The sequence below is a fragment of the Saprospiraceae bacterium genome (assembly GCA_026129545.1).
Lineage (GTDB): Bacteria > Bacteroidota > Bacteroidia > Chitinophagales > Saprospiraceae > M3007.
Window position 1 is genome coordinate 2,187,580 of sequence record JAHCHX010000001.1, and the last position, 12,661, is coordinate 2,200,240.

At 54.6% G+C, this 12,661-nt stretch carries 9 protein-coding genes; 3 read left to right on the plus strand and 6 right to left on the minus strand.

Annotation, left to right across the window (positions count from 1 at the left end):
• Positions 1-113 precede the first annotated feature (113 nt).
• Entirely contained in the window at positions 114-776 is a 663-nt protein-coding gene (locus tag KIS77_08395) for a response regulator transcription factor (GenBank protein MCW5922348.1), read from the minus strand.
• A gap of 453 nt (positions 777-1,229) precedes the next feature.
• Between KIS77_08395 and KIS77_08400 the strand changes: the two genes are divergently transcribed.
• Positions 1,230-3,341 carry an FAD-dependent oxidoreductase gene (locus KIS77_08400; GenBank protein MCW5922349.1) on the plus strand — a complete coding sequence of 704 codons (2,112 nt, stop codon included), beginning with the start codon at positions 1,230-1,232 and terminating at the stop codon, positions 3,339-3,341.
• A 12-nt stretch (positions 3,342-3,353) separates the two neighbouring features.
• Here the strand turns inward: KIS77_08400 and KIS77_08405 are convergent, their stop codons facing one another.
• Both KIS77_08405 and KIS77_08410 read right to left on the minus strand, forming a co-directional pair.
• A complete protein-coding gene (locus KIS77_08405) occupies positions 3,354-4,838 on the minus strand; it encodes an anthranilate synthase component I family protein (GenBank protein ID MCW5922350.1) in 1,485 nt (494 codons plus the stop codon).
• Positions 4,839-4,995: 157 nt separating this feature from the next.
• A complete protein-coding gene (locus KIS77_08410) occupies positions 4,996-5,316 on the minus strand; it encodes a DUF4286 family protein (protein MCW5922351.1) in 321 nt (106 codons plus the stop codon).
• 92 nt (positions 5,317-5,408) lie between these two features.
• Between KIS77_08410 and KIS77_08415 the strand changes: the two genes are divergently transcribed.
• A complete protein-coding gene (locus KIS77_08415; GenBank protein MCW5922352.1) occupies positions 5,409-8,192 on the plus strand; it encodes a gliding motility-associated C-terminal domain-containing protein in 2,784 nt (927 codons plus the stop codon).
• Between the two features lie 86 nt (positions 8,193-8,278).
• On the opposite strand, the gene KIS77_08420 is transcribed toward KIS77_08415, so the two are convergent.
• The 3 genes from KIS77_08420 to KIS77_08430 form a co-directional block, all read right to left on the minus strand.
• A complete protein-coding gene (locus KIS77_08420; protein MCW5922353.1) occupies positions 8,279-8,410 on the minus strand; it encodes a 30S ribosomal protein THX in 132 nt (43 codons plus the stop codon).
• Between the two features lie 130 nt (positions 8,411-8,540).
• Positions 8,541-8,927: a DUF4783 domain-containing protein gene (locus KIS77_08425; protein ID MCW5922354.1), complete on the minus strand. Its 387-nt coding sequence runs from the start codon at positions 8,925-8,927 to the stop codon at positions 8,541-8,543.
• A gap of 143 nt (positions 8,928-9,070) precedes the next feature.
• Positions 9,071-9,943, minus strand: coding sequence for a hypothetical protein (locus tag KIS77_08430; protein MCW5922355.1), 873 nt, complete (start codon positions 9,941-9,943; stop codon positions 9,071-9,073).
• Between the two features lie 274 nt (positions 9,944-10,217).
• Here KIS77_08430 and KIS77_08435 point away from each other — a divergent pair, with 274 nt between their 5' ends.
• Positions 10,218-12,635 carry a carboxypeptidase regulatory-like domain-containing protein gene (locus KIS77_08435; protein ID MCW5922356.1) on the plus strand — a complete coding sequence of 806 codons (2,418 nt, stop codon included), beginning with the start codon at positions 10,218-10,220 and terminating at the stop codon, positions 12,633-12,635.
• The last annotated feature ends 26 nt before the right edge of the window (positions 12,636-12,661 follow it).

The following is a 12,661-nucleotide window of genomic DNA, read 5'->3' on the forward strand; positions in this document are numbered from 1 at the left end:
AGAAAAGATAAGGCCGTGACATAGCGGCACAAAACCCCACAAAAGTAGGGTCTTTTGCAAGCCTTGCGTTACCTTATATACAGTATTTTAAAGACACGGTCTGCTTTTGTCACTCAAACAAGATTGTTCTCGAAGGCGATTTTAATCATGGTGGCGGTATTGTTCACCCCCAATTTGCGCATGATGTTTTTGCGATGCACGCTCACGGTTTGGTCGCTGATAAATAGTTTTTCGGCAATCTCTTTGTTGTTCATTGCCTGACCAATAAGGCGCATCACTTCCATTTCTCGGCGAGTAAGCCCGTATTTGCGGGCAAATCGTTTGTCGGGCGAGATGCCGTCAGCGCCGTTGCTGTGCCGGTTTTCTACCAACGCAAGGCCGCTGCCCAAATACGTCTGTCCATCAATCACTTTCTCGATAGCATCGAAAAGCTCGTCCTTAGTGCCTGATTTGAGCATATAACCATCGGCTCCGGCTTTGAAAGCAGCCTTCACCAGACGCGGGTCGTCGTAAACGGTCATCACCAATACACGGGTATTGGCGGAGTCTTGTTTTACCGACGGAAGAATCTTCAGCCCATCTGCTTCCGGCAAATTCAAATCCATGAGCAGTAAATCCGCTTTGCTTTCGCTCAGCAGTTTTGACACCTGAGTGCCAGTGCGTGCCACCCCCTTGATGTGGTAGGAAAACTTCCCGCCGGAGTGGGACAAAACGGACTGCAGGCCTTCCACAAAGATGGGATGGTCGTCGGCTACCAAAATATTTAAGAATCGCATGGCGGGATAAGTGTGTTATTTGGGTGTTCGAACCGCAATTACCATACCATACTGCTTTTCAGTAATAAGCTACAACCAACGATTTTTTCCTGTATGTTTGCAGCCTATTTGTCCTTCAATCAAAGCGTTCTGAAATAGTCGCCAATAATGTCGGGCAGCCCTGTCTTGCAATTCTAATTCCAGTACTTGCGCACAATCTTCCTTGATTTAGGCGGGGCGGCTACCAAAGCCGCCCCGTTGTTTTTCAGCTAGCTCCGTCCAAGTTCCTTAGACTTGTTGCGGTGGAGGGCTTTGAGTGAAGGGGATTGTCATTTTTTCGACTGGCAAGGCAAATTTTGCAGTCGAAATCGGGTATATTCGGCGAAAAATTTAACGAAGCCAGTCGGAAAAAGGGCTTTCCCTTCGCCAAAGCCCTCCACCGCAATAAGTCTCTTACTGCCGCACTCACACGCCATGTCCGCACACCCACTTTACCCCCATTTGTTCTCCCCACTCGATTTGGGATTCACCACCCTGAAAAACCGCTCGCTCATGGGCTCTATGCACACCGGGCTGGAAGAACGCAAGGACGGCCTCAAAGCATTGGCGGCCTACTTTGCGGCCCGTGCCAGAGGCGGGGCGGGTTTGATGGTCACGGGCGGCATCGCCCCCAATCGACAGGGCTGGCTCGCACCATTCGGGGCAAAACTGGCAACTCGCAGTGAAGCCGCGAAACACCGCAACTTGACAGAGGCCGTTCATGCCGAAGACGGAAAAATTTGTCTTCAAATCCTCCACGCCGGGCGCTACGGGATGCACCCCTTCTTGGTGGCCCCCTCGCCGTTGCGAGCGCCCATCTCCCCATTCCGCCCCTGGGAAATGAGCCAACGACTCATACGCGCCACCATCAACGACTTTGCCTCAAGCGCCGCGCTCGCCCGCGAATCGGGATACGACGGGGTGGAAATCATGGGTAGCGAGGGCTATCTCATCAACCAATTCATCGCGCCGCGCACCAACAAGCGCACCGACGAATGGGGCGGCTCTTTTGAGAACCGCATTCGATTCCCAATCGAAATCATGCAAAAAGTTCGGGAAAAAGCGGGCGCGGATTTCATCGTCATCTTCCGGGTTTCCATGCTCGACCTCGTGGAAGAAGGCTCCACTTGGGACGAAGTGGAGCAACTCGCCATTGCCCTCGAAGACGCTGGCGCGACCATGCTCAACACTGGCATCGGTTGGCACGAAGCCCCCGTGCCGACCATCGCCACGCTCGTGCCACGCGGCGCATTCACTTGGGTGACAAAGCGGCTCATGGGCAAGCTCCGCATCCCGCTCATCACGACCAACCGCATCAATACCCCTGAAAAAGCTGAGGAACTCCTCCGCGACGGCTTCGCCAACATGGTCTCCATGGCGCGACCCTTCCTCGCCGACCCGGATTTTATGCAAAAGGCTTTCGAGCAACGGGCCGAGGAAATCAACACCTGCATCGCTTGCAATCAGGCTTGCCTCGACCATGTTTTCAAGAAAAAAGATGCGTCGTGTCTCGTGAATCCACGCGCATGTCGGGAAATTTTACTTGTTGCCAACCAACAACGAACAACAAACAACGAACAACAAACAGCGAACAACCAACAACGAAAAATCGCCGTCGTCGGCGCAGGGCCAGCCGGGCTTTCCGCCGCGACGGAATTGGCGGCGTTGGGGCACGAGGTTCACCTGTTCGAGGCTTCGGGCGAAATCGGCGGCCAATTCAACATGGCCAAACTGATTCCGGGCAAGGAGGAGTTTTACGAGACGCTGCGTTATTTTGGAAAAATGATAGAAAAACACGGGGTTAGGCTTCATTTGAACACCCGCGTTGACGCAAGATTTTTACAGAATGAAGAATTTGAGGAAGTCGTCGTCGCAACGGGCGTTTCCCCCAGAACGCCAAACATCGAGGGCATCGAACACCCGAAAGTGCTGTCGTACATAGATGTTTTGCTCCGCCAAAAACCTGTCGGAAAAACGGTCGCCATCATCGGCGCGGGGGGGATTGGGTTCGACGTGGCGACTTTTTTGACGGCAGATAGCCGTGCGAGCGAACAACCAACCAATAACCCCGTCCGAACGGATATTCGTCCAGGCGGGCAACAACTAACAACCTATTGGCACGAATGGGGCATTGACCCGACCTACGCCCACCGCGGCGGCATCACCCAGCCTCAGCCCGAACACTCGCCCCGCCAAGTCTGGCTGCTCCAACGCTCCAAAGGCAAAATCGGCGCACGGCTCGGCAAAACGACGGGCTGGGCGCACCGCCTGACCCTGAAAAACCGAGGCGTACAAATGTGGTCGGAAGTCAACTACCTGAAAATTGACGACGCAGGGCTGCACATCACCGTGAAAGGCGTGCCGCAAACCCTTGACGTGGAAAACGTTGTGATTTGCGCAGGGCAAAATCCCTTGCGCGATTTGTACGAGCCGCTCGTGCAAGCAGGCATAAAGGCCCACCTCATCGGCGGGGCAAAAGAGGCTGCGGAATTGGATGCCAAAAGGGCAATTGAAGAGGGATGGAACATAGCTACCTCCCACCGATGAACCCATGGGTACTCATCCCAACTCCCCCACCGCCGCCAAAAACGCCCCAGCCTTTATCCGCGTCTCCTTCAACTCACTCTCCGGCACCGACTCGTAGAGCAGTGTCGCCCCGGCGGAGAACGATAGCAGCCCGTCGCGGACATGGGCCGTGCGGATGGTGATGGCCGTGTTCACGTCGCCGTTCAGGAGCAGCCAGCCGATGCAGCCGCCGTAATAGCCGCGCGTGTGGGTTTCGATTTGTTCGATGTGTTGCATGGCGGCGATTTTTGGCGCACCGGTGAGCGTGCCTGCATTGAGGCTTGCGATGAGCGCATCGAAGCCGGAATAACGCGCCTCCAACTCCCCGCTCACCTGCGCGACCGTGTGCGTGACGTGTGAGTATTTTTCGATGATGCGGTAGTCGTCAATCTGAATGCCGGGCTTGCAAATGCGTGCCAAGTCGTTGCGCCCCAAGTCAATGAGCATATCCAATTCGGAATTTTCCTTGGGCGAGTTCAGCAGTTCCATCATCAGGTGGTGGTCTTCGATGGGGTCGCCGGAGCGGCGAACGCTACCTGAGATGGGGCGCAGGGTGGCGCGGCCATTTTCGTGGCGGAGCATCAGTTCGGGGCTTGCGCCGAGCAAAGTCTCGTCGCCGAAATCGAAGTAAAAAAGGTAGGGCGAGGGATTGATAGACTTGTATTTCTCATAGAGCGGCAGCAGGTCGCCGGAAACGGGAGCGACGAGCTTGCGGCTCAGGACGATTTCCAAGAGTTCGCCCTCGTTGCAAAGTTGGATGCCGCGCTCCACCTGCTTTTTGAACGTTTCGTCGTCGGGGGATTGAATGAATGGGCCGACGATGGTTGGTTGAGGGGTGTCGCCTGCCCGGGCGAGTCTTCGTTCGGACGAGGTCGCTGTTCGTTCTTTTATTTCTTCCAAATCCGTACGAGCCAAATGCTCGTTATCCCGCGTGACATACAAAGTCAGGTCTTGGGTCAAATGATTGAACAACAAAAGATTGTCGAATAAAAAAAGGTGGAAATCCGGCGTTGTGCACGGCTTTTCGTGGAGTATGTCCTCGAACAGATAGACGAATCGGTAGCCCAACGCTCCGTAGAGACCCATGAAGTTTTTGTCGCTCGTTTTGAAATGGGCCAACAGCCGACGAAGTGGTTGGGCGATGTTTTGCCGTTCGAGGCGCTCGTCTTCGGGGCCAAAAAATGGTGGTTTGGGGATGTTCAGCACAAGGCGCCCATCTTTTTCATGCTCGATAAACTGGGCAAATTCCGTTTTTACAAAATCATAAAAAACCGCGCCGCGTGGGTGAAGCAAGCGCAGGGTGAGGCGCTCCTCTTTGCCGACGAGTTCCAACGGCGGCTCAAAACCAACGACCGACATCCGGCTCGATTTGTCGGTCGGCGAGGCGGACTCGAACAAACACGAGGGTGCCGCGCCCTTTAATTGGCGATATATGTGCAGGGCATCGGTGTAGGGCAGTCGGATGGTGGCGGTGTGCATATTCTTAGTTGTGGCCCGCCCGGACGAATATCCGTTCGGACGGGGTTGATGGTTGTTAGTTCTTCGTTCAGGCTTGCAATATCGTATCGGTACGGTGATGCAAATATTTCAAAAAAACATCCGAACGCGCAAGGGCTGGCCGGATGTTTTTTTTGATTCACATTTTCTCGTTGTGGTCTATTACCTCCATCATCGTGCGAAAAGCGGCGAATTTGCCCTCGTACCGCTCTCGGTGTTGTCGTTGGAGTTCGGGCGCAAATTCTTCCTGATAGCGGCGCAGATGCGCCATGTCTCTCACCAGATATTGCATCGAGTATATTTCGGAATCCACATGCTCGTGCCCCATAAGGCGCGACATTCGATAGGAAAGAAACATCCCGGTGGACATGACATCGGGGATATGGGTCTCGCGCATCCAGCGCACCCAATCTTCGTGTATGTCGAGGTCAATGGTGATGGTGACGTTGTAGAGTAGCATGGTTCTTTCCTTTTTTGGCAAATGTGGCAAAACACCAAAGTTTTTTGGCGTTTTACAGCAAAAATAATTTAACCTTGTACCCCGTTCCCGAACTGCGATTATTTAGCCCAAACACATTTAGCATGAAACTCCGCTTACGCTTACTCTTATCCAGCCTTGCGTTTTTGTGTGGCCCCTTAGTGCTTTTCTCCACCCACAACCGCGCAGGGGAAATCCATGTAGAGCAAATAGGCCCGCTGACCATCCGCGTCACCATCATCACTTGGACGAAGGCGAGCAGCGTGAACGCCGACCGCGACACGCTTACGCTTGACTGGGGCGATGGCACTCGCCAACAGGTGGCCCGCAACAACGGCCCCGGCAGCCCCCCGAAAGGAATCGTGCTGCCCAACGATATCAAGTACAATACCTACGTTGCAGTGCATCAGTACGGTGCGCCCGCCCGCTACCGAATCTCAATGACCGACCCCAACCGCAACGCGGGCATCGTGAATCTCAATCCGCCTTCCTCGGACAACGTGCCTTTTCACATCGAGACGATTTACGAGTTTCAAAACTCGCAGTTCGGCGGTGTCAACACTACCCCCTATCTACTCCAACCGCCTGTTGACAACGCCTGCGTGGGCAAGCCATTCAAACACAACCCGAACGCTTATGACCCCGACGGCGACAGTCTCTCGTATCAACTCATCGTCCCCATGCAATCGTTGGGCGTTCAGGTGCCCAACTACAGCTATCCCGACCAAGTGCTGCCCGGCATCAACAACCAATTGTCGCTCAACCCCGTGACGGGCGACATTCTTTGGCAAACCCCTCAGGCGGCAGGTGAATACAACCTCGCCTTCATCATCGTCTCATGGCGCGGAGGAGTGCCTATTGACACTACTATACGCGATATGCAGATTTTTGTGGCCACTTGCGAAAACAACCCGCCAAGGGTGGCCACCATTGACAATATATGTGTCGTGGCGGGCGACACAGTAGAATTCAAAGTGACAGCGACTGACCCCGATACGGGCGACTTTGTGCGGGTGACCGCTTTGGGCGGGCCTATGAGCACGCTTTATAGCCCTGCCACATTCGATGGCCCAAGCGATTGGGCTTTGCCCCCCGTGGAAGGCACTTTCCGCTGGGCTACCGTGTGCGAGCACATCTCCAACCAACCTTATTCGGTGGTGTTCAAGGCCGTGGACTCCATCAGCAAAACCATGCCTCAACTCGCTGATTTGAAGACCGTAAGAATAAAAGTGGTGGGGCCTCCGCCAAAGGATGTGCAGGCAGATGCCAACTTTGGCGAAGTGGATGTCTCATGGGAAAAACCATACTCGTGCGACAACGCGGCGGAAAACTACTTCTATGGATTTTCGGTGTGGCGCCGCGAGGGCAGCAACCCGTTCATGCCCGACTCCTGCACGCCGGGACTGGCTGGCAGGGGATATACCGAATTGACCTTTGTGACCAAACAAGAGCAAAATGGGCGCTATTTTTTCCGGGATGTCAATGTGGAGCGAGGGCGAACGTATTGCTACAGGGTAATCGCAAAATTTGCTCGCTTATCCGCAGGGGGCTACCCGTACAATCTGGTGGAAAGCCTGCCCTCTGAGGAAGTGTGCGTGCAGTTGCCACGCGATTTGCCACTCATCACCAATGCCTCCGTCGAAGTCACCAGCCCAATCGTGGGGGAAATGCGCGTGTGCTGGTCAAAGCCTGTTGCCGAAGACCTCGACACCATCATCAATCATGGCCCTTATCGTTATCAAGTGTTGCGCGCGCCTGGCTTGACGGGCGGCAATTTGCAGGAGGTACCCGGCGCGTCGTTTGTCGCCGATGATTTTTGGGAGGCCAACGACACCTGCTTCACCGATGTAGGGCTAAACACGCAAGGCCAGCCTTACCACTACCGGATTGACTTTTATGTGAAAGGCTTGAGCACACCTCTTGGCTCCACGAACAATGGCTCGTCCGTTTTTCTTTCCATCAAATCAACTGACGAGGCCAACTTGCTCTCATGGGAGGAAAACGTGCCGTGGAACAATTACAGTTACGTTGTCTATCGAAAAAACGACGCTGGCGTGTTTGATTCCATCGCGCAAACCACCGCTCGAAACTACGCCGACAAGGGCCTCGTCAACGGTGAGGAATACTGCTACTATATCAAGAGCGTCGGCACCTATAGCATTGGTGGGGTGCTGAACCCCATTTTCAACAACTCGCAGGAAAAATGCGGCATCCCGCTCGACACGATTCCGCCCTGCCCGCCGGTGCTGACAGCCAACAATCTTTGTGATGGCATCGGAGGCGCCGACCCCGGCCCTCCGTTCAAGAACAACCTCTCGTGGTCGAACCCCAACGTGGCGTGCACAGAAACGGACGATGTGACGACCTATCGCGTGTGGTATGCCCCCGACGAGGATGAGCCATTTGCATTGGTCGAGGTGCTCGAAGGAGCCAACAACACTTCGTACATACACAATCTCAACACTGGCTTGGCGGGCTGCTATGCCGTGACGGCGGTGGATTCGGTAGGCAATGAAAGCGCCTACAGCAACATCGTTTGCAAGGACAACTGCCCCAATTACGAACTGCCCAACGCATTCACCCCCAACGATGATGGTCACAACGACGAGTTTCGCCCCTTCCCCGGCTGGCGATTCATCAGCCGCGTGGATATGCAGATATTCAATCGCTGGGGCAACCTTGTCTTTGCCACACAAGACCCCGCCATTTTATGGAAAGGCAAAAGCCTCGACGGCAAAGACTTGGCCGAAGGCACCTATCTATACGTTTGCAAAGTGTACGAAAGTCGTGTGGGAGGGGAAGTGTTGCGGCCCGACATCCTGAGCGGCTACATCGAGCTGATACGGGGGGGGCGGTAAGCAGTTTGTCAACTCGTATCAATCCTTCCCTTTGGCAAGAAACAGCATGAGTCACCACCGAACAATCGGGGTGACTCATGTTGTTGTTAGGCGGCGGTTGTTTTGTTTTCCGCCTGATTTTTCAGCACAGTTTTCAGTTTTTTGAGTTTCGGACGGTTGTTGCCATGCGAACCGCGTCTGATTTTGCCGCGCTTGGTTTTGAAATCACCTTTACCCATTATTTCGGTAGATGTTGGTTGAGAAAATGAGTGAAACGAAAGAGGGGCAAAGGTACGATTTCGATGAAAATAAAAACGACCCCGCGCGGTGAGCGCGGAGTCGCTGATGTTTTTTGTGGCGAGTGGCCGATTATTCTTTGTCAAATCTCATTTCCTGGATGCTCAGGTTGCTGCCGCTGACCTTCAGGTAAAGGTAAACCCGATAATTGCCGTTGGCGGAACTCAGGTTGCCGATACAGTACTGGTCGCTGTTTTCGCGGCTGGTTCCCTTGTGCATCTGGCTGAACGCCTTGGGCTTGTTCGCGTCGAAGAAGTTGCGTACCACTTCAAGGGCTTTGGCTTTCGCATACACCTGTTCTTTGTCCTGAATGGAAATCTCCACGTTGGCAGAGAAGAACTTGGAGAGCGCGTCGGCATCGCCGGTATTCAGGGCACTGGTGATGGCTTCGAGGTTCGCGTTGGTCTGGCCAAAGGAAATGGCCGGGACGAACAGAAGCAGAAAAAACAGATTTCTCATTTTTAAAGTCGAGTTTGATTGCCTTCGGAACAATGTGTTCGCAATTGTAACGCCGTTCCTTTCCAATGTAACTGTCAAAATGAGTTTTTTAGTGTTAGGGCGAAGTTAAACCCGTTTTTTCGAGGCAGCGCCGTTTGAGTGCATTAAAATTTTATGGCCTTGATGTTTGCCCAAATTCCTGCTCCCGAAAGGCTGACGAAATGAACGCCTGCCGACCAATCTTCGGCAGGCACATCGAGGCGGAAGTCGCCGGCAGGCAGCTGCCGCGTGGTTTCCCACACCAGTCGGCCCGACAAATCATGCACCATGAGGCGATACTCGCCCGCCGCTGGCAAGGTGGCCGAAAGGTAGGCGACCGAACCGATTGGGTTGGGCCACACTTGTAGGCTGATGCGTGCCGCATCGGGATTCTGGACGGAAGAGGCAGCCCCCTCGGTCAATTGAAGGCTGGTGGCCGAAGCGCCGTCGCCGTTGTTGAGGCCGTTGTTGTTGACCGCATTGCCAGCCGCATAGAAAGTGACGTTGCCAGTGCCTGCGGCGGGGGCCGTCCATGTCACGTTGAAGACGTTAGAGGTGGAAGCGTTGTCGTGTTCGGCGTAGGTTCGGCTGGTGGAGTTGACCGTAGCTAGCTTGTAGTTGTTGGGGTTTTGGTCAGAAAAGCCTTTGAGGTCGGTGTTGCCGTTGTTTCTCAGCGCAATCATCTGAAAGCCCCAGCGTACCGGGTTGCCCTGAACCGTGTTGACGGTGACGCGGGCAGTGTATTGCTGGCCGGGAATATATTGGAGCACGGCTTCTCCTTCCGAATTGAGAATGTTGATAGAAGTCGTGGAGACAATGTTGCTGGGTGTGTGGCAGCTGACACAAAGAATCGGGGTGCCGTTAGGCAGGGCTTCGTCGCCGGGAGCGCCGGTGTTGCCCGCGCCGGGGGGCGAGGAGGCGCGGCCATTTTTGTTGCCAAGCGAAACGAGGAGCAAGAGCAAGCCTACAAAAGCAGTGTAAACAAGGCGGAGTTTCATGTCTGTGTGAGTGGTTGGTGTGAAAAAATCAGTTGATGAGCGGTTTTCCAAGAAGTCCGTATAGACACCAAACAAACGTAAGATGTTGAGGAGAGGGTGCGGGTTTAATTGTAAAAATTTGGCGCAAGCCACAAAAAGGCACGACGGTTCATGCCCCGATTTTTTCCATTCACCGATTTCAGTTGGCAGCTCAGGGCTTTCGACTTTCGGCGCAGAGGGCGAGCCGAGATGTTTGCATCGTCAAAAATTTTTTCAACTAAAAAAATAAGAGACGATGAAATCAATACATCCTTTTTTGCTCCCATTGATGCTCCTCCTCACTACCGCATCCATTTTCGCTCAAACTTCCACGCTGCGGGGTGTCGTGCTCGACAAACAGGCCGAAACCCCGCTCATCGGCGCCACGGTGGTGCTGCTCGCCAGCGCCGCCACCTCAGAAGCTGATGCCCCTTTGGGCGCGACAACCGATGTGAACGGCAAATTCACCATCGCCAACGTCCCGGTAGGACGCCAGACCCTGCGCGTCACCTATCTCGGCTACGAACCCCAAACCATCCCTAATATCCTCGTGACGGCAGGCAAAGAAGCTCAATTGGACGTGCGCTTGGAAGAATCGTTCACCAAAATGGGCGAGGTGGTCATCACTGCTCAAGTTAACAAAGACAAGCCTATGAACGACTTGGCCACTATTTCCGCACGCCAGTTCAACACCGAAGAGGTGATGCGCTACTCAGGTGGCCGCAACGACGTGGCCAAACTCGTGGCCAACTTCGCGGGCGTGGCAGCCAACAACGATGCCCGCAACGACATCGTCATTCGCGGCAACTCGCCCACTGGCGTGCTGTGGCGGCTGGAAGGCATCCCCATTCCCAATCCCAACCATTTTAGCACGCTCGGCACTACGGGCGGCCCCGTATCCGCGCTCAACCCCAATATGATTGCCAATTCCGATTTTCTCACCGGCGCTTTTCCCGCCGAATACGGCAATGCGCTGGCGGGCGTGTTCGACATCAACCTGCGCACGGGCAACAAAGAGCGCCCGGAATACATGGTGCAACTCGGCGCTTTCTCCGGCTTGGAAGCCTTGGTGGAAGGGCCGCTCAACAAACAGCACGATGGCTCATTCGTGGTGGCTTATCGCCACTCATTCACCGAACTGGCATCCGCCGCCGGGCTGAATATCGGCACCACCGCCACGCCACGCTACAAAGACCTTAGCTTCAACGTTGACTTTGGCAACGGAAAGGCGGGCAAATGGTCGCTATTCGGCATCGGCGGCCATAGCGCCATTGATTTCTTGGGTGCTGAAATTGACACGACCGACTTGTTTGCCAACCCCAACGAGAACGCCTATAATGTCTCAAAATTCGGCGTCGTCGGCCTAAAACACAACCTTTTGCTCAACGACCGCTCATACGTCCGCACCGTATTGTCGGCCTCTCATTCTGGGAACACCTACACGGCGGACGACCTCTCCATTGACGACAACGGCACGCCCTTCCAAATATGGGACGTGCGCGACGCAGGCAACACCTATCGCCTCTCCTCCTACTACAATCTCAAAGCCAGCAGCCGATTGACCCTCCGCTCGGGCATCCTTGTGCAACAGCAGCAACTCAACACCCAAGTGCGCACCCGCAACAACACACCCGACCTCGATGACGACGGGCTGCCCGATTGGTTCACCGAGCGCGACTTCGACGGGTGGTTCCACCAATCGGAGGCATACGCGCAGGCGCAATATCGCCTCACCAAAACGCTCACGCTCAACGCCGGGCTGCACACCCTTTATTTTGCCAAGACCGAAGACTTCGCGTTGGAGCCTCGCGCCGCGCTCAACTGGCAATTCGCCCCCAAGCACACCCTGAGTCTCGGCTATGGCATGCACAACCAGACGCAGCCCCTGCCCGTGTTCCTTTTCCGCGAGCGCCAAGCCGACGGCTCTTTCGTGGAGACCAATAGCAACCTCGGCTTCACGCGCAACCAGCATTTCGTGTTGGGCTATGATTTCAAACCCGCCCCCTCGTGGCGCGTGAAAGCCGAAGCCTATTACCAAGACCTTTCAAAAGTGCCCGTGGAAAGCATATCTTCCAGCTTCTCGATTTTGAACACTGGCGCGGATTTTATTTTCCCAGAAAAAAACAATCTCGTGAACAATGGCACGGGCAGGAACATAGGTGCCGAATTGACGGTGGAAAAATTCTTCTCGCAAGGCTGGTATAGCCTCCTGACAGTGAGCCTTTTTGAATCAACATACAAAGGCTCCGACGGCGTGGAGCGCAGCACAGCCTTCGACGGCGGCTATGTGCTCAATGCGCTGGCGGGCAAGGAATTCAAGCTCGGCGATTCGGGCCGCCGCTTCCTGACTCTGGACACCAAACTGACCGCCGCCGGAGGCCGCCCTTACACCCCCATCAACCTCGAAGCCAGCCAAGCGGCAGGCGAAGAAGTGCTCTACGACGACCAAGCGTTCAGCTTGCGCCTCGACGACTACTTCCGCTGGGACGTGAAAGTTGGTTTCCGCCTCAACAGTGCCAAACGCAAACTGTCGCAGACTTTTTTCCTTGATTTCCAAAACGTCACCAACAAGGCCAATATCTTCGCCATGCGCTACAACGAGGTGCGGGGCAACGTGGGCCGCATTGACCAAATCGGGTTTTTCCCGGATTTGCTCTACAGAATTGAGTTTTGAGAATAAGAGTGGATGAGGGTTGATGA